Genomic DNA, 23161 nt, shown 5'->3' on the forward strand with positions numbered 1-23161 from the left:
GATAATAATAATGATCAATAAAGTATTAATAGTGTTGTGCGTGGGTATCGTCTTTGTATTGGGATATTGGGCCTATTTAGATACTCAAAATAAAAGACATCAAGAGCTAATGCGGATCATTCAAGAAGCAGAACAAAATTTACAAAGTATCGAACGCAATCCTAATCATGCTCACCACAGCAATTTGGCTTCTTATAATTTGCAAGGATATATAAGTGAGAAAAGAATTATTTTCTAAAAATATTGAATGATAAATTTCTGAATTTTACTTTGTCATTGGTCATATCTTTTCATAAATTTTGATCATGTTTCTGTTGAATCTGTTAAACTTATTTAACGTATAGTAAAAAAGCTGCATAGGGGTTATGCAGCTTTTTTGTGTTTCAAGAGGGCTGTGGCTATTTCCTATGTACGAACTAGAAACCAAATGAGTGGCATATTTGTTGCTTCATAAGTTTGAGATTCTTGTTTATAGGGCTGAACAGAAAAACAATATTGTTCAGCGACCTACATAGAAGTAAATATTCCACAGTTCAGATTTTGCATAGAGGCTACTTATGGCGGCGCCCAATTCTTCGGCAGGCTGGTTAGAGCGTTTATTTAAGTTAAGCGACAATAAAACCACTTTCCGAACTGAAGTTCTTGCTGGTGTAACTACATTCCTAACGATGTGTTACATCATTATTGTCAATCCACTCATTTTATCTGAAACCGGCATGGATCATGGTGCCGTATTCGTTGCGACCTGTTTGGCAGCAGCAATCGGATGTTTAGTAATGGGGATCATTGCAAATTATCCAATCGCACTGGCCCCTGGTATGGGTTTAAACGCTTACTTTACCTACTCGGTTTGTATGGGGATGGGCGTGCCATGGCAAACAGCTTTAGCGGCTGTTTTTGTTTCAGGCCTTGTTTTTCTTGCAATTAGCTTCTTTAAAATTCGTGAAGCGATTGTCAATGCGATTCCGATGTCACTTAAGTTTGCAATCGGTGGGGGTATTGGTTTATTCCTAGCACTGATTGCTCTAAAAAATGCTGGAATTATTGTTGATAACCAAGCGACATTGGTTGGTTTAGGTGATATCAAACAGCCGACAGTATTATTAGCACTATTCGGATTTTTAATGATTGTAGTTTTACACCAGTTGAAGATTCGCGGTGCGATCATTATTAGTATTTTAGTCGTTACAGGCATTGCTACTGCTTTAGGTCTAAACGAATTTAAAGGTGTAGTGGGTCAAATCCCTTCAATTGCACCAACGTTCATGCAAATGGACTTTAAAGGTCTATTTACAGCAAGTATGGTCGGCGTCATCTTTGTATTCTTTATTGTCGATTTATTTGACAGTACGGGTACTTTGGTTGGTGTTTCACACCGTGCCGGTCTTTTAAAAGACGGTAAATTACCTCGTTTGAAGAAAGCATTATTCGCAGACTCTACTGCAATTGTTGCTGGTGCTGCATTAGGTACATCTTCAACTACGCCATATATTGAATCAGCATCAGGCGTAGCAGCAGGTGGACGTACGGGTTTAACTGCTGTTGTGGTTGCTGTCTTATTTATCTGCTGTTTATTTTTAGCACCTCTTGCTCAATCTGTACCAGGTTTTGCAACAGCGCCAGCTTTATTGTTTATTGGTGTGTTGATGATTCAAGGTATCACTCATATTGATTGGGATGATATTACTGAAGCTGTTCCAGCCTTTTTAACTATTGTATTTATGCCATTTACCTATTCAATTGCTGATGGTATTGCAATGGGCTTTATTAGCTATGCATTAGTTAAATTATTCACGGGTAAGGCAAAAACTGTACCGTATATGGTATGGATTATTGCTGCGCTTTGGGTATTTAAATTTATCGCGTTTGGCGGTTAATATGATTTTTTATAATTTTCTTCTTGAGCTATCTTAGTCATAGTTTCTAATAAGAAGAAAGTTATAGAAGGGTGTGATTTTGACCACACCCTTTTTTCTTTAGATGTGGAGTTAATATGAATCAAGTCGAGCTGATTCGCGCCTTACCAAAAGCCGAATTGCATGTACATATTGAAGGGACTTTTGAACCTGAATTAATGTTTGCAATTGCCCAGCGCAATCAGATTCAGATTCCTTACAAATCTGTTGAAGAAGTAAAGCAAGCTTATAACTTTCATAATCTTCAATCATTCTTAGATATTTACTATGCTGGTGCGAATGTTCTTGTACATGAACAAGACTTTTATGATTTAGCATGGGCTTATTTTGAGAAATGTGCCGAAGATCATGTTGTTCATACAGAAATGTTCTTCGACCCGCAAACTCACACTGACCGTGGTGTTGCGTTCTCAACAGTGATTGGTGGTTTAAAGCGTGCGTGTGCAGATGCCAAAGCTAAGTTTGGTATCAGCTCTCAACTGATTATGTGTTTCTTACGTCATTTAAGTGAAGAAGCTGCATTTGAAACACTTGAACAAGCTTTACCATTTAAACAAGACATTATTGCAGTCGGCCTCGATTCAAGTGAAGTAGGGCATCCGCCAGCTAAATTTGAACGTGTTTTTGCTAAGGCTCGTGAAGAGGGTTTCTTGATCGTTGCTCACGCTGGTGAAGAAGGTCCACCTGAATATGTGTGGGAAGCTTTAGATCTACTTAAAGTGAACCGTATTGATCATGGTGTACGTTCTGAAGAAGACGAACAATTAATGGCGCGTTTAATTAACGAAAAAATGCCTTTAACTGTTTGTCCTTTAAGTAACTTAAAGCTATGTGTTGTTAAGGATATGAAAGATCATAATATCCGTCGTCTATTGCAAAAAGGCGTACACGTAACGGTTAACTCAGATGATCCTTCATATTTCGGTGGATATATGAATGATAATTTCTTTGCTATCCAACAAGCTTTAGACTTAAACAATGATGAGTTGAAGCAACTCGCAATTAACTCTTTTGAAGCCTCTTTCATTTCAGATGAAGAAAAACAAAAGTGGATTGCAGAAATCCAAAAAATTTAAATAAAAAAACCGCCTATCTCAGGCGGTTTTTTTATACATACGTTTTATTTAGGTTGTTTGGTCATACTATTTAAAATATTGTCTTTATCAACAAAGTGATGTTTTAAAGCTGCTAGTACATGCCCAACAATCAGCAAGCCTGCAAACCAAGAAATATAAATATGTAAAGGTTTAACGATAGCTAAAAGCTCATCATTTTTTTGAACTAAACGTGGAATATCAAATAAATATAAAACTGGAGCCGGATGGTCTGCACTCCAGCTAAATAGACATCCAGTGATAGGTAAAGCCACCAAAATCACATAAAGTAATAGATGACCAATGTGAGCCAGAGTTTTCATCATTGGAGACATGCTGTCAGGTAATTTTGGAGCTGGATGTGTATAGCGCCATAAAATCCGGATAATCACTAAAAAGATAATGGTGGTCGCAATATTTTTGTGCAGCGTAATGACATCACCTTTAATGGTACTCGTATCATAACTTAAAAAATTTCCACTATAGAAACCAATAGCCCATGCTGCGATGAAAATGATTGCCATCACCCAATGCAGGATTTGTGCGGTACGGGTGTAATACTGAGATGAAACAGCAGGCATAAAAAACCTATTTTTTTGTCGTTTTGATTTTCAATTTTATGAGAAAGCACTGATTTTGAGAAATGTTTTAAATGTAACAGAGCGTGCTAAAAACAGAACGTTTAAGGAAAAATGCATTTGATGAGCTGAGTTTTGCTGGGGAAAAAAGATTGCATAAATGCATCAAATTATTTGTTTCTTCTAAAGTCGAGTTTAGGCACAATACGCGCTGCCAACGTTCAATCAAAGGAAAAAATGATGAAAAAATTGATGCTCGCTCTAGCGCCAGTTGTTTTAGCTTTAACAGCGTGTGCAACGACTACAGGTACGGGTACAGGCGCTACTTCTGCACAAACAACAACTCAGCAGCTGGGTGTGGCTGCATTAAAAGTTGCTGTAAATGCGAAATGTATTACAGAGATTAATAATGTTGCCGCTTGGAAAACAGCAACAAAGCTTATGACTGCTGAGCAACGTGATAGCATTCAAACTAATGTTTGTGGTTGTGTGAGCGAAAAGGCACCAAATAGTGTAACGGCGGTAGAATTGGCAGCGGCTGCATTTGATGTAAATGCACGTGCTACAATTGTAAACCAAGTGGTTTCAAAAACTGTAAATGAGTGTGTGGCAGAAGCTTTACAAAAGTAATTAATGATTTTTGTATTAAAGAAGGCTGATTACTATTGATCAGCCTCTTTTGTTTAAAGGTGAAGAGTAAATGTTTATTGCTGGTGTAGATGAGGCGGGACGTGGCCCATTAGTAGGTTCCGTTGTGGCAGCGGCTGTTATTTTAGATCCGAATAATCCAATTGAGGGATTAAATGATTCTAAAAAATTAACTGAAAAGAAACGTGAAAAGTTGTTTATTGAAATACAAGAAAAAGCCTTAGCTTGGTCAATTGCAGAAGCAACGCACGCTGAAATTGATGAATTAAATATTTTACAAGCGACTTTTTTGGCCATGCAACGTGCAGTTGATGGTTTAAAAGCTCAACCACAAAAAGTGATTATAGATGGGAATCAAATTCCAAAAGGAATCATTATTCCTTGTGAAGCTATTGTTGGGGGAGATGCGAGTCATCCTGAGATCAGTGCTGCGAGTATTTTGGCAAAGGTTACACGTGACCGACAAATGGCAGAATTAGATCAGCAATATCCATTATTTGGTTTTGCCAAACATAAAGGATATCCAACTAAAGCGCATTTTGAAGCGATTGCAGCGCATGGGGTAATTGATCAGCACCGCCGCAGCTATGCTCCTGTTAAACGTGCTCTAGGCTTATAAATACAAAGTCCTAAAAAATTTAAAGCGACTAGAAAGTCGCTTTAATTAGGGAGAGAATAACTTCATATTAACGATTGAAGTTTTTCTGTGCATAATTATCATCTTCAAAAGAAACTTGATAATCTTGATCAAGATGTTGAAGGTGTTCATGCATTGCACGTTCATGTTGAATACGTTGATAAATTTCTTCGCGATGAACAGAAACCTCTTTTGGTGCATTCACACCAATACGAACCTGGTTTCCTTTGACGCCAAGCACAGTAACACTGACTTGATCCCCAATCATTAATGTTTCCCCGACACGGCGGGTCAGAATCAGCATGTTTATCTCCTTGCTAAACGCTTAAAACTGCAATATTGGTACCCAAATAAAAGCTCAACCTCAGTTTTCAGTCAGATTCTAACAGAAATATGAGAACAAAGTCATATTTTGATAATCACTGCCAAAAAACTTTCCGTTTAATATAACAGAGCCGCTATAAAAAAAACTATAGCGGCTCTGTGTTTTCTTTGATTATTGTCGGACAAGTAAACATTTTTTAATGAATTATTGACCGTTTGGTAAAATTAAGCGCGGGCGCTGCTTTCACCATGTTCACGATCTAAACCAAAAGCGGTATGTAGACAACGAACAGCAAGTTCAAGATATTTCTCGTCAATAATGACAGAAACTTTAATTTCAGAAGTTGAAATCATAAGAATGTTGATGCCTTCGTCAGCTAGGGCAGTGAACATCTTGCTCGCTACGCCTGCATGTGAACGCATACCAACACCTACGATAGACACTTTAACGATGTCATCACGTGTTGAAACTTCACGTGCACCAATATTTTTGGCAGTTTCGTTCAAGATTTTTTCAGCTTTCGCTAAATCAACACGGTTTACAGTGAAAGTGAAATCTGTTGTGCCATCTTCTTCAACATTTTGCACTATCATGTCGACTTCAATATTGGCATCACTTACTGGTGATAAAATTTTAGAAGCGATACCTGGTTCATCAGGTACACCTAAAATCGTTAATTTTGCTTCGTCACGGTTAAAAGCAATACCTGCAATGATTGGCTGTTCCATAGTATCTTCCGCCTCAGTCGTAATGAGTGTACCTACATTTTCTTTAAATTCTTCGTCAAACGCGCCGTCGTTATCATTATCAAAACTTGATAATACACGTAAAGGAACTTGATATTTCCCAGCAAATTCTACTGAGCGAATTTGTAAAACTTTTGAACCTAATGAAGCCATTTCTAGCATTTCTTCAAAAGAAATACGGTCGATTTTTTTAGCTTTAGGAGCAACACGCGGGTCAGTGGTGTAAACGCCATCTACATCAGTGTAAATTTGGCATTCATCTGCTTTTAGGGCAGCAGCAAGAGCAACACCAGAAGTATCTGAACCACCGCGGCCTAGTGTTGTGATATTTCCATTAGCGTCAAAGCCCTGGAAACCTGCAACAACAATAACACGGCCTGCATCTAGGTCATTGGTCATGACATCTGTATCAATAGACTCAATACGCGCCTTGGTAAATGCACTGTCAGTTTTAATACCGACTTGACGTCCGGTATAGGATTTAGCTTCCACACCAATCGAATTAAGTGCCATAGCTAACATGGAAATCGTCACCTGTTCACCGGTTGAAACCATTTGGTCTAACTCGCGTGGGTCAGGTGTTTCGGTAATGGCTTTAGCGAGAGCAAGTAAGCGGTTTGTTTCACCACTCATTGCAGATACGACCACAACAACCTTGTGACCGTGATCATGCCAACGCTTAACACGACGAGCAACATTTAAAATGCGCTCGGGGGTACCCATAGAAGTACCGCCATATTTTTGAACGATTAATGCCATAGTTTTTCCATATAAGCCATGACCCTGAGAGGCTTTTCAGGGTCAGTTACACAAAAAGTGAAGTCTTATTTTTGTTCAAGCCATGCAGGTAATGCAGCAATAACTTGTCCAAACTTCTCGTTAAGTGGCGCGCCACCTTGTGCTAAGTCAGGTTTACCACCACCTTTACCACCTAACTCGGTTGCTAGATGCTTGATGATGTCACCTGCTTTTAGATTTGCAGTGTATTGTGATGCAACTGAAGCAAGTAGGCTAACTTTGTCACCCTCTACGCCAGCTAACACAATAACTGCATTCTCTAATTTTGATTTAACACTGTCGTGCAAGTTGCGAAGTGATTTCGCATCTACACCTTGAACAGTGGTAATAAGCGTTTGACGACCAGAAATCGTTTGTACCTGATCAATCAATTCTGACGCTTGGAAGTTTGCCAATTTCTGATTGAGCTGTTCAATCTGCTTTTGTAATGCAGAAACAAGTTCTACATTAGCCTGTACACGCTCAACAGTTTGGTCTTTCTGTGCTTTTAATAAGCTATTAATGTGCTGGATATCAGCATCAGTTTTTTGTACTACATCTAAAGCTTTAGTACCCGTAACTGCTTCAATACGACGTACACCAGCAGCTACACCGCCTTCAGAAGTGATTTTAAATAAACCAATATCACCTGTACGCTTAACGTGAATACCACCACAAAGTTCAATTGAGAAGTTTTTCTCATCAATCACTGAACCCATAGCGAGAACACGAACTTCGTTACCGTATTTTTCACCAAATAACATCATGGCACCTTTGGCTTTTGCCGCTTCTATGTCAAGAAGTTCAGTGGTTACAGCTGTATTTGCAATAATTTCTGCATTAACTAAACGCTCAACCTGTTGTAACTGTTCAAAAGTTACAGGTTGGTCGTTAGCAAAGTCAAAACGTAAGATATCACTTGCAACTAAAGAACCTTTTTGTTGTACATGTGAACCTAAGATTTGACGTAGAGCAGCATGTAATAGGTGGGTTGCCGAGTGGTTGCGCGCAGTAGCTTCACGAATATCTGCTTTAACAATCGCTTCAACGTTTTGATCAGCTTTAAGGTTACCAACGGTCACAATACCTTGATGAACAAAGGCACCGCCTGATTTCTTAGTATCTTGAACTTCAAAAATACCAGTTTCGTTTTTGAAGATACCTGTGTCACCAATCTGACCACCACTTTCTGCATAGAAAGGAGTCTGGTTTAAAACGATAAGTGCTTCGTCGCCTTCAGAAACTTCATCAACTTGTACGCCATCTTTATAGATCGCTACAATTTGGCCTTGACCAGTGGTGTTGATGTAACCATCAAACTGGGTTTCGCCTTCAACTTGTACAATGCTGTTATAGTCAATAGCGAATTTACCAGCATCACGAGCACGTTGACGCTGAGCAGCCATTTCTACTTCAAAACCAGCTTCGTCAATAATAAAGTCACGTTCACGTGCAATATCAGCAGTTAAGTCTGTTGGGAAGCCGTAAGTGTCGTAAAGTTTGAAGACTGTCGCACCCGGAATAGTTTTGTCTTTTAATTGAGCAAGTTCACCTTCAAGTAGTTTTAAACCTTGCTCAAGTGTTTTAGCAAACTGTTCTTCTTCGCGAACTAAAGTTGCTTCAATCACATCTTTACGAGCTGCGAGCTCAGGATAAGCCTCACCCATAACTTCGATTAAAGGTTGCAACATTTTGTAGAAGAATGTACCAGTTGCACCAAGCTTATTACCGTGACGCACAGCGCGGCGGATAATACGGCGTAGTACATAACCGCGACCTTCATTGCTTGGGTTAACACCATCAGCAATTAAGAAGCAGCATGAACGCGCATGGTCTGCAACAACACGTAAAGAAGGCTGACCTTCGTCTTCAATACCAATAATGTTTGCAGCAGCTTTTAATAAATGTTGGAACAGGTCAATGTCGTAGTTTGAATTAACATGTTGCAATACAGCAGAAATACGCTCTAAGCCCATACCTGTATCAACAGATGGAGCAGGGAGAGGGTGAAGCACGCCATCAGCAGTACGGTTGAACTGCATGAAAACGTTGTTCCAGATTTCAATAAAACGGTCGCCATCTTCTTCAGGTGTGCCTGGTAAACCACCCCAAATGTGATCACCATGGTCAAAGAAAATTTCAGAACATGGACCACATGGACCGGTGTCACCCATTGCCCAGAAGTTATCAGATGCGTATTTTTCGCCTTTATTATCACCAATACGGATAATACGTTCAGGTGCTAAACCAATTTCTTTATTCCAGATGTCATAAGCTTCATCATCGGTGTGATAAACGGTCGCATATAAACGATCTTTAGGGAGAGCTAACCATTCATCGCTAGTCAAAAATTCCCAAGCGAATTTAAGTGCATCACGTTTGAAATAATCACCAAATGAGAAATTACCTAACATTTCAAAGAATGTATGGTGACGAGCAGTGTAACCAACGTTGTCTAAGTCATTGTGTTTACCACCAGCACGTACACATTTTTGTGATGTAGTTGCACGTACATAGTCACGTTTTTCAAGACCTAAGAAGCAGTCTTTAAACTGGTTCATCCCAGCATTTGTAAATAATAAAGTTGGGTCGTTGGCAGGAACAAGAGAACTCGACGCGACACGTGTATGCCCTTGCGTCTCAAAGTAGCGCAAAAATGCTTCACGAATTTCAGCAGATGTCATTAAACGAGTACTCACAACCAAGTCACTCCATATTTTCGAATTTGGCTAAATGTATCAATGCCTGTTTGTTTTATGCAAAACCTTAGCATGTGATACGGGGCTTATTTTTTAAAAACGCTAAATTGTAGCGGAAAAACCCCACCGAACCAACGATTTTAAAAGGAATATCTTACAAAACTGTGATTTGGCTAAAAATCTATATTCAATTGGGCGTGACGTGCTTTACTATATGCCTTCTTTAGCCTGTAGTTTTGTAGATAAGGATAGGTCATGCAACGTATCGCCATTAATGGGTTTGGCCGAATTGGACGTAATGTTTTACGTGCTTGGTTTGAGAGCTCAAAACAATTTCAATTTGAAATCGTGGCGATTAACGACATAGCAGATGTGCAAACATTAGTGCATTTATTTAAATATGATTCCACACATGGCCGCTTCAATGGGAATGTGGAAATATTCATTGAAAATGAAAAAGTTTTTTTGAATATTCAGTCAAATCAACGAACGCTAAAAGTTGAGGTTTTAAAGCAGGAACAACCTGAACTTTTACCATGGTCTAGTTTAGATATTGATGTTGTACTTGAGTGTACAGGACTGTTCCGTTCTCACGCTGATGCAACGCGTCATCTACAAGCAGGGGCGAAGCGGGTGATTATTGGGGCAGCACCTTTTGACCATGTCGATGCAGCCATTGTTTATGGTGTGAACCATCATGAAGTGAAAGTGACTGATCAGATCATATCAAGCGTTTCATGTACTACGCAGGCTTTGGTTCCATTGGTAAAAATCATTGATGATGCTTTTGGTATTGAAACAGCGCTTATGACTGAAATTCATGCAGTAACGGCAGACCAATCTGTACTCGATCACGCACATCGTGATTTGCGCCGCGCTAGAGCTTCAGGGCAAAATATTATTCCGACCACGTCTAGTGCACTCGGTGCATTAAAACGTGTTATGCCTAAAATGGAAGACCGTATAGATGGTTATTCAATTCGGGTACCTACTATTAATGTAGCTGCAATTGATTTAACTTTTATCGCGCAATCTCCAATTACTGTGCATCATATTAATGAATTGCTAATTAAAGCATCTCAAACAGACTATGCAGAAATTATGGCAGTGACTGATGAGCCTTTAGTTTCAAGCGATTTTAACCATTCACCTTATTCACTTATCGTTGATTTAACTCAGACTATGGTCGTTGGGCATCAAGCTAAAGTATTTGCTTGGTACGATAATGAATGGGGCTATGCAAATCGATTATTAGATTTGTGTGATTCTTTTTAAATTTAAAATAACTTAAGAAAGCTATTCAACAGTCAAGGTCGGTTAATTGCAAACAGGGCGATAGTTCAGATATTGGCCCATTCTTTGGTCGAAGAACTTTTGTCTATGATATAAACGAAGCAGAGTAAGATATTGAATATTATTATTAATTGTTTAAATCTTCTTTTTGACTTTAGAGTTTATTAAGAAAGATTTATGCAAATTGTCAGGTGCATGGCAGAAAGTATCATGCTACACTAAGAGAAATCGGGTGTGTTCCCGATTTTTTTATGTGGGGTCGTTCCACGTTGATCAGATTTTAGGCTTGAAATATGACCATTTCAGAGACATGGTTGCTGCCTGACGGGGTAGCAGATGTATTGCCGGAACAGGCACAAGTCATTGAAAAACTTCGCCGTGAAGCTTTAGATTTCCTCGCGGTGCGGGGTTATCAATTGGTATATACACCATTTATCGAATACATCGAATCGTTGTCTTCATTATCAGAATCAAATCAAGACTTGGATTTAGTAACTTTTAAGGTTATTGATCAGCTCTCAGGCCGTTTACTCGGTGTTCGTGCTGATATGACGCCGCAAGTTGCACGTATTGATGCACATGTAAGACCAGTTGAAGGTGTTGCACGTTACTGTTATTCAGGGACTGTATTACATACTAAACCACAAAATTTCAATGCTACACGTGCACCTTTGCAATTAGGTGCAGAGTTATATGGCCACGATAGTATCGAAGCTGATGTCGAAATGGTCGATGTTATGCTGGGATTGATTGAGAACATCTATACCTTACAAGGCGCGCATTTAGATTTAGGCCATGTAGGTTTGTTCCGCAGTCTAGTGAAGTATGCTGGCCTGTCAAAAAATGAAGAACATGAACTGTCTGATCTTTATCAAAGAAAAGCATTGCCAGAGTTAGCAGAGTTTACTCAAAGCCTTAACATGGGTTCTGATTTCTATGCGCTTGGTCGTTATTCTAGTGATTTAGAAGCATTGCAGACGAATTTAAGTGCCAATATTTTGCAAGATGCTGAATTTAAGTCAGCATTAGATGCATTAAAGACGACGCTTGAGCAAATAAAAGGTCGTTGGCCAAATCTCAATATCGGTATTGATGTTGTAGAGCTACGTAGTTATCACTATCACACTGGCTTAATGTATGCGGTCTATGCACCAAACCGTGCTGCGCCGTTAGCGCAGGGTGGCCGTTACGATGGTATTGGTGAGCACTTTGGTCGTGCACGTCCTGCTACTGGCTTCAGTTGCGATTTATATGCCTTAGGTGCAAATCAGTTCGCCGAAATAGAAACTGTTGTTGCTCCAAAAGGCTCAGAACAAGATTTACTCTCAGCAATTTCGAATGCACGCGCTCAAGGTTTACGTGTCGTTCAATTGTTAGGTAATGATGATTTAAGTTCTATTCCATACGCGACCCATCAACTCGTGGCGCAAAATGGTCAATGGAATATTGAAAAGATTTAAACGCCAACGGTAAGTTTTTACTGGTGGTTTCCAATTTTAACAGCATGATGTAATGAGGCTATTATGGGCAAAAATGTTGTGGTACTTGGTACCCAATGGGGCGACGAAGGTAAAGGTAAAATCGTCGACCTGCTCACAGATCAGGCGGCTGCGGTAGTACGTTATCAAGGCGGACATAACGCAGGTCATACTCTTGTCGTAGGTGGTAAAAAGACTGTATTGCACCTCATTCCATCAGGCATTTTACGTGAAAACGTATTGTGCTTAATTGGTAATGGTGTAGTACTTTCACCAGCCGCGTTAATTGAAGAAATGGGAATTTTGGAAGCAGAAGGTGTTCCTGTTAAAGAACGTCTACGTATTTCTCCAAACTGTCCACTCATTTTGCCTAACCACATTGCACTTGATCAGGCACGTGAGAAGAAACGTGGTAATGCTAAAATCGGTACTACAGGTCGTGGTATTGGTCCTGCTTACGAAGATAAAGTGGCTCGCCGTGCAGTGCGTGTTGCTGACCTTGTTCGTGGTGGCGCAGCATTAGAAGAAAAACTGTCTGAAATGCTTGAGTTACATAACTTCCAGTTAACTCAGTTCTACGGTGTAGAAGCTGTTAAATTTGAAGATGTATTGGCTCTTTGCAACGAATGGCGCGAAGTGCTTGCTCCATTAGTGATTGACGTGACTAAAGTGTTACATGACTACCGCAAAGAAGGTAAGCCTGTAATGTTTGAAGGCGCTCAAGGTTCACTTTTAGACATCGACCACGGTACTTATCCATACGTTACAAGTTCAAATACAACTGCTGGTGGCGTAAGCTCTGGTTCAGGTATGGGACCTTTACATCTTGATTATGTATTAGGTATTACTAAAGCTTATACAACACGTGTAGGTGCTGGCCCATTCCCAACTGAATTGGTTTACGATGCAGCTGCTGATGCTGGTGACCCAGTGGGTAAACACCTTGGTACAGTTGGTCATGAATTTGGTGCTTCTACTGGTCGTCAACGTCGTTGTGGTTGGTTTGATGCTGAAATCCTTCGCCGTTCTGTAGATGTAAACTCACTTTCTGGTATTTGCTTAACTAAACTAGACGTTCTAGATGGTTTAGAAGAAGTAAAAATCTGTGTGGGCTATGAAAATACAGACTCAGGTTGTGTAGGTTCTTCTGATGCGGTTTCTTTTGAATGCTTGAAACCAATTTATGAAACTATGCCAGGTTGGAGCGAATCGACTGTTGGTTTAACCAGTATCGATCAATTACCAGCAAATGCTTTAGCTTATGTGAAGCGTATTGAACAATTAATCGAATGTCCGATTGATATCGTTTCAACTGGTCCAGACCGTGCAGAAACAATTGTTTTACGTCATCCATTCTCTGCTTAATTAGCAAAGATTAAAAAGGCCTCCTAAAAGGGGGCTTTTTTATACCCGACTAAAGTGCAGTTTTCGTTTTATTCGATTCAGATTAAAACGTTAGATAGATAAGGAATGATGGGCTCAGGATGAAGCTACAACCAACTATTTCGAAAACAATTTTTTATTCTTTTTTATTCGCTATTGGTGGTTCACCGACACTGGCGATGTTAGTTATTTATGGTCAAGAATATCATGAAGATTTCTTCATGACCGCGTTTATGAGTTTGTCGGTATTGTTCGCATGTGTGTTAATTCCTGTGGTGCTCATACAAAATAGTTATTTACTCTGGAAAAGAGAAAGTCCTAATCTTGAAGAGAAAGTTAAGTTTTTAAGTTATGTTTATCTTGGCTTAAATATAATATGTCTAATTTTCTGGATTTATTTGATGACTTTATCGGCTTGATCGTTACATAAATACTATGATCATGAAGAAATGAGACATTCAAAGTGTAAGCGGTATTTCTTATAATAAGTGCAAAAGAATAAACAGCTTTTTCTCGATTTAGGTGATCCATGTTATGAATAAAAAACTCTTTTTAAGCTTGTGTGCGGCAAGTGTGATGACCATTTCTGGCTGTGCAACAGTAGCGGACATGGCGGGTGCAGATACTGCAACCTTAAATGCCCAATCTGCTCAAGGTTTTAATAAGATGGTGCAGGAAGCACGTGGCAAAGGAACTTTGGATACAAGTTCAAGTACCTATAGCCGTATTAATGCTGTTTTTAACCGTTTAAAACCTTATGCGAACCAGATGAACCAGACTGGTCAGCCTTTTAGCTGGCAGTTGGCAGTACTGAAATCAGATACGATTAATGCTTATGTAGCACCAGGTGGTAAAGTGGTGTTCTATACAGGCATTGTAAATAAATTGAACCTGACAGATGCTGAAATTGCAGCTGTTATGGGACATGAAATGACTCACGCCTTAGAAGAGCACGCAAAAAGTAAAATCGGTGCTCAGGCTCTAACTGATTTAGCTCTTGGTATTGGTTTAAGCTATGCTGGCAATAATGTTGGCCAACTTGGTACTGCTGCGGCTCAGCTAGGTTCACAAGTGGGTGTAGGCTTACCATATTCTCGTAGTTTGGAAAGTCGTGCTGACCAAGGTGGCTTAATGCTAATGGCACGTGCAGGTTATAATCCAAATGCAGCGATTACACTTTGGGAAAAAATGAATAAGCTTGAAGGTGGTGGTGGTTCATCATTCTTATCTACTCACCCATCTAACTCTCAGCGTATTAGCGATATGCGTCAAAACTTGCCTGCAGCAATGGCTATTTATAATGGCCGTAAATAAGATATAAATTTTTTATAGATAAAGAAAACGGATGCTTAAGCATCCGTTTTTTTATTTAAGGAGCAGGGTTGGGCTGTTGGACATGAATGGCTTCAATGCCTTGTAAGACTTCAGCAGGTAGTTCAATTTCAAATGCCTGAATATTTTCTTTAAGTTGGTCTAGATTAGTGGCACCAATAATTGTGCTGGTCACAAAGAATTGTTGTTTAATAAAAGCTAATGCCATTTGAGTTAAGCTTAACCCATGTTTCTCAGCTAGCTGTGCATATTGTTCAGTTGCCCACTCACTTTGAGGGTTACTATAGCGGCTAAAACGTGGAAATAATGTGACACGAGCATTCGCGGGACGAGCGCCATTTCTAAACTTGCCAGAGAGATAGCCAAACGCAAGAGGAGAGTAAGCGAGTAAACCAACATCTTCATATTTAGCAATTTCAGACATACCTATTTCATACGTACGGTTGAGAAGGCTATATGGATTTTGAACACTTACAAATTTACTTACACCTAACTTTTCAGCCAAATGTAAAAATTTCATAGTGCCCCACGGCGTTTCATTCGATAAGCCAATATAGCGAATGCGTCCTCGGTTAATCTCTTCTTGTAGAGCAAGTAATGTTTCTTCTAGAGGGGTGGTATCGTAATCATTTTGTGCTTGCTGGTTGCCATAAGCTAGCGTACCGAAAAAGTTGGTATGACGTTCAGGCCAATGTAGTTGATAGAGATCGATATAGTCGGTTTGGAGACGTTTCAGGGAGCCATCTAGGGCTTTAGCAATATGATCGTTGTTGAAGCGCGTATGGCCTTCTCTGATGTGAGTTCCTCCAAAGCCTGGCCCTGCAATTTTAGAGGCAAGAAAGACTTTGTCACGTTGACCATTTTGGGCAAACCAATTGCCAATAATCGTTTCAGTTGCACCATAGGTTTCAGGTTTTGGCGGAACCGAATACATCTCTGCCGTATCCCAAAAATATAAACCGTGTGCCAGAGCATAATTGAGTTGTTCAAATGCTTCTTGCTGAGAGTTTTGCTCACCAAATGTCATGGTGCCTAAACAAATTTCTGGAAGCTTGAGGCCTGTGCGACTAAGTGGGTTAAATTGCATACAGCGGAATCCTTGGGAATTTTGAGTTAGCCTAACGGAGAATATGTATTCAACTTAAATCATAAAATTAGAATAGTTTGTAAGTTTTGTGTATTAACTCATTGTTGCATATAAAAAAAGCAAACCGAAGTTTGCTTTTTATTAAAAACTTAATAAATATTATTCTTCATCATCATAGTCTTCATCAGAAACAGGTGCTTCTTCTAATGAAACATCAAAAATAAGAATAGCTTTACCATCTGTCTGGATCATGCCTTGATCTTCTAAGGTCTTAAGTACACGGCCAACCATCTCACGTGAACATCCCACAATACGGCCAATTTCTTGACGCGTAATACGAATTTGACGACCGTTTGGCAAAATCATTGCTTCTGGTTGTGAAGATAAGTCGATTAAACAACGTGCAATACGTCCAGACACATCAATAAACGCAAGATCTGTCATTTTACGAGTTGTATTTTTTAGACGACGAACAAGTTGTGCAAAAACAGCATAACTTAAGTCCGGATATTGTTTGCTAAGTTCGTGGAAGTTGTCATAAGAAATTTCTGCAATTTCACAGACATCACGAGTACGAACTTCAGCTGTACGTTGAGGGTTCGGTTCGAAAAGCCCCATTTCCCCAAAGAAGTCGCCCGGATTCAAATACGCAACGACAATTTCACGTTCGTCATCTTCACGTAAAATAATTGAAACTGAGCCTTTTAAAATTAAGTATAAAGATTTTGACTCTGTTCCGGCATCAACAATTGTGGTTCGTTTTGGATATCTGTTGATGTGAGCACGTTTTAACAATGCTTTAACGGATTCAGGTAGTTGCCCCGGAGATAAAGCATCTGTGCTGAGTTGTGAAAAATTTGAAGTCATGCTTAATATGTTCCGAATAGGGTAAACAATTCACACAAGCCCGAGATGAGCTATTACACAGAAGAGATGAAATTCCTTATCAACTCATTTTATGTTAGTGTACAAAACAAGGGTCTGTTGACATTTCACAGATGGTTGCGACATAAGACAATTCTTTTAGACGTTACCAAGCAAGAGCTATGAAATTTAGCCATTCTAAATAAATAGATCTTAACAACGGAACGTACAAAATAACATGGTCTTGCGCTGTGCCTGCGCTGCTTAAATGGCAACTCAGATTATGGCTGAAATTTCACAAACTATATAACAAAACTGGACAAAGGATTGCCATTGTCTGGGTTTTGCGTCTTATTTGGATTAATTTTTAGCTCTAACGCAATCCATAGATGAAATGTCAACAGACCCTGCTTAAATTTATAATTTTTTTTAGGTAGTTGCAATGCAAACAAGTGTACATTGGCTAGAGAATGTTGCTTTTGAAGCGAAATCGGATAGTGGGCATAGTGTCATTATGGATGGCTCACCTGAGTATGGTGGTGAAAACCGTGGTCCACGTCCTATGGAATTGCTATTAATGGGACTTGGTGGGTGTGCTTCGTTTGATATTGTGACCATTTTAAAGAAATCTCGTCAAGATGTGACGAATGTTGTATGTGATTTAAAAGCTGAGCGTGCTGACACAATTCCGGCTGTTTTTACTAAAATCCACTTACACTTTGTGGTAACGGGTAAAGCTGTTAAAGAAAAACAGGTTGCAAAAGCGGTTGAATTGTCTGCCGAAAAATATTGTTCAGCGAGTAAAATGCTTTCCGATGGTGGTGTAGAAATTACCCATGACTTTGAAATTATTGAAGCGGAATAAGACAGTTTTTTGATAGCTAAAAATTAAAAGAAGCTGACATTAGAGTTGGCTTTTTTATTGTCAAAAATAACTAAAAAATAAGAGGAGAGATGAAATGAATATTCGTACTGCTAAATGGGAAGATACTCAAGCAATATGCGATTTACTTAAACAGATGGGCTACCCACAGCCACTCACTCTTATCCAAGAAAAATTTGAAATACTACATAATGACGCTAAATCACAAATTTTGGTTGCTGAAGAAAAGGGCAAGATTTGTGGTTTTTTATCTCTTTATTTTATTCCGCAAATTGCCTTAGAGGGCGACTTTGCCAAAATATGCTATCTGTGCGTTGATGAGAATATGCGTAGTAAAGGTGTAGGGCACTTACTCGTACAAGAAGCTGAGCAACAAGCCAAGCGCCGTGGTTGTGATCGAATGGAACTTCATTCTGGAGTGCAAAGACCTTTGGCACATCAATTTTACCTAAGAGAAGGTTATATCGAAGCGCCAAAGTATTTCCGTAAAGCTTTAAATTAACGAGCTGTATTTAGAAAAAGCTGCGGATCTACCCGAGCATTATTAAGGCTCATGCCCCAATGCAGATGAGGGCCTGTCACACGTCCAGTTTTGCCCACTAAACCAAGTGTTTCTCCTTGGCGGATATGTTGGCCTTTCTCTACTTTAATTGCGCTTAAATGGCAGAACATGCTGACTAGGCCTTGGCCATGATCAATCAACACGGTTTGACCATTAAAAAAATAAGATCCGGTTTGGATAACGACACCATCTGCTGGTGCAACAACTTTTTGTCCCACTGGCGCAGGGATATCTAAACCTGAGTGGGGAGCACGCTCTTCACCATTAAAAAAACGCTTTCTTCCAAAAGAGTTAGAAAACTTCCCTGAAGTCGGGCGTATAAATGCTGGTAAGGTTTGCCATGAACTCTTCGTAAATGAGCTATACACATCATTTTGTTCTTTAGCTTCTTGAGCATAACGGTCTAACTGGCTTTGGTTCGGGTTCACATAATCTTGGTTAGTGACTTTAATCCGTTGCTCCGCATAAGGATAGGACTTAATTTCTATTTGAATAGGGGTTTTATTTGTGTCGAGTTGTACATTGCCAAGTGGGGTAGATAAGGGTATACCCACAACAGCATAACGCTGCTGACCTTCGTGACTAATTAAAACTGGCTTTTGTTGAAAAGTGACCTGAGTAATATCAGCGGTTAATGGGACAACTGCGATGCCACCGGGTCTTCTTGAGTCTTGTGGAAGTTGAGCGACTGCCAGTGCTGAAGTAAAAAGACAAGTTGTTGTTAATAGAATGTGTTTAAAGTGCATTTTTCATTTCAAAACGAGTAGTAAACTAACAAGATAAACTAAAGCTTAATCAATAAATTCTCAATGAAGAGTTTGTGAAAACTGTAGTATGAATAAGCATGAAGCTAAATATTCAAGTATTTTAATAAAATGTAGCTGAACTGTACTTGAAATATATACAAAACAATCCCATATTATAATGGAGTTTTACTCATTGTTATTTTAATAACATTATGAAAAATATATAAAAATTTATTTGAAATCCGAAGAAATGTTCCCATCTATTAGACAAGTACAAATTTGTTGTGAGGAATAACAAGAATGCGTTTTGAAAAATTTACAAACCGCTTGCAGCAAGCCCTTTCAGATGCTCAATCTTTAGCGATGGGTAAAGACCATACCGCAATCGCGGGTATTCATATTTTGAGTACCCTTTTAGAAGAGCCATCAAATATTAGTTTGTTGCAACAAGCAGGTGCACGGTTACCTGAACTTAAACAAAAGCTTGAGCAAGCTATAAAAGATGCTCCGACCATTGCAAATCCGACTGGGGATGTCAATTTAAACCCTGAAGCTGTTAAAGCGCTTAATCTTGCAGATAGATATGCACAAAAAGCGGGTGATGAATTTTTGTCAACTGACTGGGTGCTATTAGGCTTAGCAGAAACAGGCGAAACTAAAAATATTTTAAGTGCCGTAGGTGTAACTCCCGACAGTCTACGTAAAGTAATTGAACATATTCGAGGTAGTGACAAAGTCATGAGTAATAATCACGAAGATCAACGTGACTCACTTAATAAATATACGATTGATTTAACTGAGCGTGCCTTATCTGGAAAACTTGATCCGGTGATTGGGCGTGATGATGAGATTCGCCGTACCATTCAAGTCTTGTCGCGTCGTACAAAAAACAACCCTGTTCTTATTGGTGAACCAGGTGTAGGTAAAACCGCTATTGTTGAAGGTTTGGCTCAGCGTATTGTCAATGGTGAAGTACCAGAAGGCTTAAAAAGCAAACGTGTTTTATCTTTAGATTTAGGTTCATTACTTGCTGGTGCTAAATATCGTGGTGAGTTTGAAGAACGTCTAAAAGCTGTTTTAAAAGATTTGGCAAAACATGAAGGCGAAATCATCCTGTTTATTGATGAGCTACATACGCTTGTAGGCGCAGGTAAAGGCGATGGCGCTATGGATGCAGGTAATATGTTAAAACCTGCATTGGCTCGTGGTGAATTGCGCTGTGTGGGTGCAACAACTTTAGATGAATACCGCCAATATATTGAAAAAGATGCAGCTTTAGAGCGTCGTTTCCAAAAAGTGTTGGTTGATGAACCAAGTGTTGAAGATACCATTGCGATTTTACGTGGTCTAAAAGAGAAATATGCCACTCACCATGGTGTGCAAATTTTAGACTCAGCGATTATTGCAGCGGCAAAAATGTCTCATCGCTATATTACAGATCGTCAATTACCAGACAAAGCAATTGACTTGATTGATGAAGCCGCTTCTCGTATTAAGATGGAAATTGACTCTAAACCTGAAGCACTTGATAAACTTGATCGCCGTTTAATCCAGTTGAAAATGCAATTGGAAGCTGTGAAAAAAGATGAAGATGTCGGCAGTAAAGCTGAAGTTAATCATCTTGAAAAACAGATTGCTGAAGTCGAGAAAGAATACAACGATCTTGAAGAAATCTGGAAATCTGAGAAGACTCTTGTTGAAGGTACTAAACAGGCTCAGGTTGAACTTGATAAAGCGCGTATTGCTTTTGAGAAAGCTCAGCGTGAAGGCGATTTGGCTGAAGCAGCGCGTTTACAGTATGGCGTAATTCCAGAGCTACAAAAACAACTAGAGCAAGATGAAGTTGCTGAAGAAAACGAAGAGCCAAAACTTATTCGTACTAAAGTGACTGAAAATGAAATTGCCGAAGTTGTGAGTGCTGCAACAGGAATTCCGGTTGCTAAAATGATGCAAGGCGAGCGTGAAAAACTCCTTAATATGGAAGAGTTTTTACATGACCGTGTTGTAGGTCAAGATGAAGCTGTTGTAGCCGTTTCGAATGCCGTACGTCGTTCACGTGCTGGCTTGTCTGACCCGAATCGTCCTAGCGGATCATTCTTGTTCTTGGGTCCAACAGGTGTTGGTAAAACAGAATTAACCAAAGCATTGGCTAATTTCTTGTTTGACAGTGATGATGCCATGATTCGTATCGACATGAGTGAATTTATGGAGAAACATTCGGTTAGCCGTTTGGTTGGTGCGCCTCCAGGATATGTGGGTTATGAAGAAGGCGGTGTTTTAACCGAAGCTGTTCGCCGTAAACCATATAGTGTGGTGTTGTTTGATGAGGTTGAAAAAGCGCATCCAGATGTATTCAATATCTTGCTACAAGTATTGGATGACGGTCGCTTAACAGACTCACAAGGTCGAGTAGTAGACTTTAAAAACACTGTGATTGTGATGACCTCGAACTTAGGTTCACAAGATGTACGTGAGCTAGGTGAGGGTGCAACAGACGATGAAGTGCGTACCATTGTAATGAATGCGGTAAGTCAGCATTTCCGTCCGGAATTTATTAACCGGATTGATGAGCTTGTGATTTTCCATTCACTCAAAAAAGCACAGATTCGAGGCATTGCCGATATTCAGTTGGATCGCTTACGTTCACGTCTGGTTGACCGTGATATGAGTTTAACTGTAGATGACACTGCTTTTGATTTATTGATTGATGCTGGTTTCGATCCTGTTTATGGCGCGCGTCCATTAAAACGTGCGATTCAACAACAGATTGAAAACACATTAGCGCAAAAAATCTTGTCGGGTGATTTTGTCGCAGGTGATACCATTTTAGTGAAAGGTGAAAATGGTCATTTAGTCTTCGATAAAATGAAACTCAGCTAATCTTGTTCTGCTAAAACCGAAAAGAGAATATGGAAACATATTCTCTTTTTTTATGGCGAAGCTATTTGGGTTTTTGATGTGAGTAAAGCAATTAGGGTATCTGAAACTTTCTGAGTTAATGTCTTTAACTTTTGTTCGGGATGGCCAGATAAAAAATAATGGTAATGATAAATACGTTCTTGATAAGAAATGCAGATAAAAAAGGTACCTACAGGTTTTTCTGAGGTTTCACTTCCCCCAGATTTTAATAGTCCAGTACAACTTACAATAATATCGGCTTTTGGAAATAAAGTTTGTCCAAGCTTGCACATTTCCTCTGTAACTTGTGGCGACTCAGCTCTGTAAGTCTCTATTAACTTGGGATTAATATTTAAAATGCTAATTTTAATGCTGGGGTCATAACTCACTAAACCACCGAGTAAAATGTCTGCACCGCTATTTTTATGAATAGAAAATTGACTGGTTAAATAACCGGAACTGGCACTTTCAATAAAGGCAATTTTGAGTTGAAGATTTTCTAATAGTTGGCAGCAGTGCTGAAGCATTATTTCACCTCGAATGGTGTTTATTTATAAATAAAATCAATTTACAGATAAATTATAAAATTACAGTAAGTGATTTAAGGGAGTCATTCAAGTCTGGGATAAAAATCTATAAAACTACTTGAATATTCACAAAATGCCTGTGAAAAAAATCAGGTTTTAAAATGTTCAATGTTAATTGTCGGGAAGTTTATTTATAACATTGCGACATGCGTAAAAAATTGTTAATTTTGTTCGATATAACGAACAATAACAATTTTAGGATGAATGAAATGAACAATAAGCAAGGGTATATACTGGGAATTTTGAGCGGTGTATCTGTATTATTATCAAACACATGGGCAGCACAACCTATGTCGGAAAGTGCGCTTGCCACTCAAACAGGGGCGATAAACGCATCTTTACCCGTAATTATTGCTAAAGCTCAGGATGATGCTAAAAAACCTGCGATAGAACAAAAACAAGTACAGCAGGCGTTAGGAGATAACTATTTACAGCAAGTTCGATGGGATGCACTTAGAACCAGCGTACTTTCTCCATATCAAGAACAAAAACAGAATCATGTTGTTGATAGTAAAGAAAAGAAGAAATTAGAAATGATTGCGTTACCGGAAAGAGCAGATCGTTTTACTAAATATGATTTTGAGTCAAAAAATGTTCATGGTGAGGTTATTATTACCGTGAAGTAATA

At 39.2% G+C, this 23161-nt stretch carries 22 protein-coding genes and 1 pseudogene; 15 read left to right on the forward strand and 8 right to left on the reverse strand.

Annotated features, from left to right (window positions below; translation table 11 throughout):
• The first annotated feature begins 10 nt into the window (after positions 1-10).
• The 3 genes from QLG01_RS01710 to QLG01_RS01720 all read left to right on the forward strand — a co-directional run bounded on the left by QLG01_RS01710 (position 11) and on the right by QLG01_RS01720 (position 2992).
• On the forward strand, positions 11-238 hold the full coding sequence (locus QLG01_RS01710; RefSeq protein ID WP_013198505.1) for a hypothetical protein: 228 nt from the start codon (positions 11-13) through the stop codon (positions 236-238).
• Between the two features lie 319 nt (positions 239-557).
• Entirely contained in the window at positions 558-1877 is a 1320-nt protein-coding gene (locus tag QLG01_RS01715; RefSeq protein ID WP_005299287.1) for an NCS2 family permease, read from the forward strand.
• 116 nt (positions 1878-1993) lie between these two features.
• Entirely contained in the window at positions 1994-2992 is a 999-nt protein-coding gene (locus QLG01_RS01720) for an adenosine deaminase (RefSeq protein WP_013198504.1), read from the forward strand.
• A gap of 44 nt (positions 2993-3036) precedes the next feature.
• Here the strand turns inward: QLG01_RS01720 and QLG01_RS01725 are convergent, their stop codons facing one another.
• The gene (locus QLG01_RS01725) at positions 3037-3591 is read right to left on the reverse strand and encodes a cytochrome b (protein WP_107882470.1); all 555 of its coding nucleotides are present in this window, start codon (positions 3589-3591) and stop codon (positions 3037-3039) included.
• 237 nt (positions 3592-3828) lie between these two features.
• On the opposite strand from QLG01_RS01725, the gene QLG01_RS01730 reads away from it, so the two are divergent.
• Together QLG01_RS01730 and rnhB are read left to right on the forward strand one after the other, a co-directional pair.
• Positions 3829-4218 carry a hypothetical protein gene (locus QLG01_RS01730; RefSeq protein WP_004793775.1) on the forward strand — a complete coding sequence of 130 codons (390 nt, stop codon included), beginning with the start codon at positions 3829-3831 and terminating at the stop codon, positions 4216-4218.
• A 70-nt stretch (positions 4219-4288) separates the two neighbouring features.
• On the forward strand, positions 4289-4855 hold the full coding sequence (gene rnhB, locus QLG01_RS01735; protein WP_282495698.1) for a ribonuclease HII: 567 nt from the start codon (positions 4289-4291) through the stop codon (positions 4853-4855).
• A 67-nt stretch (positions 4856-4922) separates the two neighbouring features.
• Here rnhB and csrA read toward each other — a convergent pair whose 3' ends face one another.
• The 3 genes from csrA to alaS all read right to left on the reverse strand — a co-directional run bounded on the left by csrA (position 4923) and on the right by alaS (position 9405).
• Positions 4923-5177 (reverse strand): carbon storage regulator CsrA, encoded by a 255-nt coding sequence (gene csrA, locus QLG01_RS01740; protein ID WP_004793773.1) that lies wholly within the window; start codon positions 5175-5177, stop codon positions 4923-4925.
• A 245-nt stretch (positions 5178-5422) separates the two neighbouring features.
• On the reverse strand, positions 5423-6703 hold the full coding sequence (locus QLG01_RS01745) for an aspartate kinase (protein ID WP_004793772.1): 1281 nt from the start codon (positions 6701-6703) through the stop codon (positions 5423-5425).
• A 65-nt stretch (positions 6704-6768) separates the two neighbouring features.
• Positions 6769-9405, reverse strand: coding sequence for an alanine--tRNA ligase (gene alaS / locus QLG01_RS01750; protein ID WP_151767732.1), 2637 nt, complete (start codon positions 9403-9405; stop codon positions 6769-6771).
• 270 nt (positions 9406-9675) lie between these two features.
• Between alaS and gap the strand changes: the two genes are divergently transcribed.
• The 5 genes from gap to QLG01_RS01775 all read left to right on the forward strand — a co-directional run bounded on the left by gap (position 9676) and on the right by QLG01_RS01775 (position 14888).
• Positions 9676-10695, forward strand: coding sequence for a type I glyceraldehyde-3-phosphate dehydrogenase (gap, locus tag QLG01_RS01755; protein WP_107882475.1), 1020 nt, complete (start codon positions 9676-9678; stop codon positions 10693-10695).
• Between the two features lie 311 nt (positions 10696-11006).
• Positions 11007-12173, forward strand: coding sequence for an ATP phosphoribosyltransferase regulatory subunit (locus tag QLG01_RS01760; RefSeq protein WP_003652693.1), 1167 nt, complete (start codon positions 11007-11009; stop codon positions 12171-12173).
• Positions 12174-12236: 63 nt separating this feature from the next.
• Positions 12237-13556, forward strand: a complete 1320-nt coding sequence (locus QLG01_RS01765) for an adenylosuccinate synthase (RefSeq protein ID WP_013198499.1) — start codon at positions 12237-12239, stop codon at positions 13554-13556.
• Positions 13557-13675: 119 nt separating this feature from the next.
• A complete protein-coding gene (locus tag QLG01_RS01770) occupies positions 13676-13993 on the forward strand; it encodes a hypothetical protein (RefSeq protein WP_013198498.1) in 318 nt (105 codons plus the stop codon).
• A 115-nt stretch (positions 13994-14108) separates the two neighbouring features.
• A complete protein-coding gene (locus tag QLG01_RS01775) occupies positions 14109-14888 on the forward strand; it encodes a M48 family metallopeptidase (protein WP_013198497.1) in 780 nt (259 codons plus the stop codon).
• Positions 14889-14943: 55 nt separating this feature from the next.
• On the opposite strand, the gene QLG01_RS01780 is transcribed toward QLG01_RS01775, so the two are convergent.
• Positions 14944-15993 (reverse strand): NADP(H)-dependent aldo-keto reductase, encoded by a 1050-nt coding sequence (locus QLG01_RS01780; protein WP_151767709.1) that lies wholly within the window; start codon positions 15991-15993, stop codon positions 14944-14946.
• 159 nt (positions 15994-16152) lie between these two features.
• Positions 16153-16860: a cAMP-activated global transcriptional regulator CRP gene (crp, locus tag QLG01_RS01785; protein WP_004793675.1), complete on the reverse strand. Its 708-nt coding sequence runs from the start codon at positions 16858-16860 to the stop codon at positions 16153-16155.
• Positions 16861-17101: 241 nt separating this feature from the next.
• Between crp and QLG01_RS01790 the strand changes: the two are divergent.
• From QLG01_RS01790 to QLG01_RS01800, 3 genes and pseudogenes are all read left to right on the forward strand, one after another.
• Positions 17102-17164 (forward strand): annotated as a pseudogene (locus QLG01_RS01790) (hypothetical protein); the annotation flags it as partial.
• 135 nt (positions 17165-17299) lie between these two features.
• On the forward strand, positions 17300-17722 hold the full coding sequence (locus QLG01_RS01795) for an OsmC family protein (protein WP_005299036.1): 423 nt from the start codon (positions 17300-17302) through the stop codon (positions 17720-17722).
• 94 nt (positions 17723-17816) lie between these two features.
• Positions 17817-18242 (forward strand): GNAT family N-acetyltransferase, encoded by a 426-nt coding sequence (locus tag QLG01_RS01800; protein ID WP_282495699.1) that lies wholly within the window; start codon positions 17817-17819, stop codon positions 18240-18242.
• Here the strand turns inward: QLG01_RS01800 and QLG01_RS01805 are convergent.
• Positions 18239-19048, reverse strand: a complete 810-nt coding sequence (locus QLG01_RS01805) for a peptidoglycan DD-metalloendopeptidase family protein (RefSeq protein WP_198306759.1) — start codon at positions 19046-19048, stop codon at positions 18239-18241. The two genes, QLG01_RS01800 and QLG01_RS01805, sit on opposite strands and share 4 nt — an antisense overlap.
• Before the next feature lie 300 nt (positions 19049-19348).
• On the opposite strand from QLG01_RS01805, the gene clpB reads away from it, so the two are divergent.
• Complete coding sequence (gene clpB / locus QLG01_RS01810; protein ID WP_013198493.1) at positions 19349-21928, forward strand: ATP-dependent chaperone ClpB; 2580 nt, start codon at positions 19349-19351, stop codon at positions 21926-21928.
• A 50-nt stretch (positions 21929-21978) separates the two neighbouring features.
• On the opposite strand, the gene QLG01_RS01815 is transcribed toward clpB, so the two are convergent.
• Positions 21979-22473, reverse strand: coding sequence for a CinA family protein (locus tag QLG01_RS01815; RefSeq protein WP_282495700.1), 495 nt, complete (start codon positions 22471-22473; stop codon positions 21979-21981).
• A 269-nt stretch (positions 22474-22742) separates the two neighbouring features.
• Between QLG01_RS01815 and QLG01_RS01820 the strand changes: the two genes are divergently transcribed.
• Positions 22743-23159, forward strand: a complete 417-nt coding sequence (locus QLG01_RS01820; protein WP_013198491.1) for a hypothetical protein — start codon at positions 22743-22745, stop codon at positions 23157-23159.
• The last annotated feature ends 2 nt before the right edge of the window (positions 23160-23161 follow it).

This window comes from Acinetobacter sp. V89_4, from assembly GCF_029967875.1.
In the GTDB taxonomy this organism is placed as follows: Bacteria; Pseudomonadota; Gammaproteobacteria; order Pseudomonadales; family Moraxellaceae; genus Acinetobacter; species Acinetobacter oleivorans.

What these genes read in the sequence shown, in the direction of transcription:
- QLG01_RS01710 (WP_013198505.1), top strand. Translation starts at nt 11, where the DNA reads ATGATCAATAAAGTATTAATAGTGTTGTGCGTGGGTATCGTCTTTGTA.
- QLG01_RS01715 (WP_005299287.1), top strand. Translation starts at nt 558, where the DNA reads ATGGCGGCGCCCAATTCTTCGGCAGGCTGGTTAGAGCGTTTATTTAAG.
- QLG01_RS01720 (WP_013198504.1), top strand. Translation starts at nt 1,994, where the DNA reads ATGAATCAAGTCGAGCTGATTCGCGCCTTACCAAAAGCCGAATTGCAT.
- QLG01_RS01725 (WP_107882470.1), bottom strand. Translation starts at nt 3,591, where the DNA reads ATGCCTGCTGTTTCATCTCAGTATTACACCCGTACCGCACAAATCCTG.
- QLG01_RS01730 (WP_004793775.1), top strand. Translation starts at nt 3,829, where the DNA reads ATGAAAAAATTGATGCTCGCTCTAGCGCCAGTTGTTTTAGCTTTAACA.
- rnhB (WP_282495698.1), top strand. Translation starts at nt 4,289, where the DNA reads ATGTTTATTGCTGGTGTAGATGAGGCGGGACGTGGCCCATTAGTAGGT.
- csrA (WP_004793773.1), bottom strand. Translation starts at nt 5,177, where the DNA reads ATGCTGATTCTGACCCGCCGTGTCGGGGAAACATTAATGATTGGGGAT.
- QLG01_RS01745 (WP_004793772.1), bottom strand. Translation starts at nt 6,703, where the DNA reads ATGGCATTAATCGTTCAAAAATATGGCGGTACTTCTATGGGTACCCCC.
- alaS (WP_151767732.1), bottom strand. Translation starts at nt 9,405, where the DNA reads ATGACATCTGCTGAAATTCGTGAAGCATTTTTGCGCTACTTTGAGACG.
- gap (WP_107882475.1), top strand. Translation starts at nt 9,676, where the DNA reads ATGCAACGTATCGCCATTAATGGGTTTGGCCGAATTGGACGTAATGTT.
- QLG01_RS01760 (WP_003652693.1), top strand. Translation starts at nt 11,007, where the DNA reads ATGACCATTTCAGAGACATGGTTGCTGCCTGACGGGGTAGCAGATGTA.
- QLG01_RS01765 (WP_013198499.1), top strand. Translation starts at nt 12,237, where the DNA reads ATGGGCAAAAATGTTGTGGTACTTGGTACCCAATGGGGCGACGAAGGT.
- QLG01_RS01770 (WP_013198498.1), top strand. Translation starts at nt 13,676, where the DNA reads ATGAAGCTACAACCAACTATTTCGAAAACAATTTTTTATTCTTTTTTA.
- QLG01_RS01775 (WP_013198497.1), top strand. Translation starts at nt 14,109, where the DNA reads ATGAATAAAAAACTCTTTTTAAGCTTGTGTGCGGCAAGTGTGATGACC.
- QLG01_RS01780 (WP_151767709.1), bottom strand. Translation starts at nt 15,993, where the DNA reads ATGCAATTTAACCCACTTAGTCGCACAGGCCTCAAGCTTCCAGAAATT.
- crp (WP_004793675.1), bottom strand. Translation starts at nt 16,860, where the DNA reads ATGACTTCAAATTTTTCACAACTCAGCACAGATGCTTTATCTCCGGGG.
- QLG01_RS01795 (WP_005299036.1), top strand. Translation starts at nt 17,300, where the DNA reads ATGCAAACAAGTGTACATTGGCTAGAGAATGTTGCTTTTGAAGCGAAA.
- QLG01_RS01800 (WP_282495699.1), top strand. Translation starts at nt 17,817, where the DNA reads ATGAATATTCGTACTGCTAAATGGGAAGATACTCAAGCAATATGCGAT.
- QLG01_RS01805 (WP_198306759.1), bottom strand. Translation starts at nt 19,048, where the DNA reads ATGCACTTTAAACACATTCTATTAACAACAACTTGTCTTTTTACTTCA.
- clpB (WP_013198493.1), top strand. Translation starts at nt 19,349, where the DNA reads ATGCGTTTTGAAAAATTTACAAACCGCTTGCAGCAAGCCCTTTCAGAT.
- QLG01_RS01815 (WP_282495700.1), bottom strand. Translation starts at nt 22,473, where the DNA reads ATGCTTCAGCACTGCTGCCAACTATTAGAAAATCTTCAACTCAAAATT.
- QLG01_RS01820 (WP_013198491.1), top strand. Translation starts at nt 22,743, where the DNA reads ATGAACAATAAGCAAGGGTATATACTGGGAATTTTGAGCGGTGTATCT.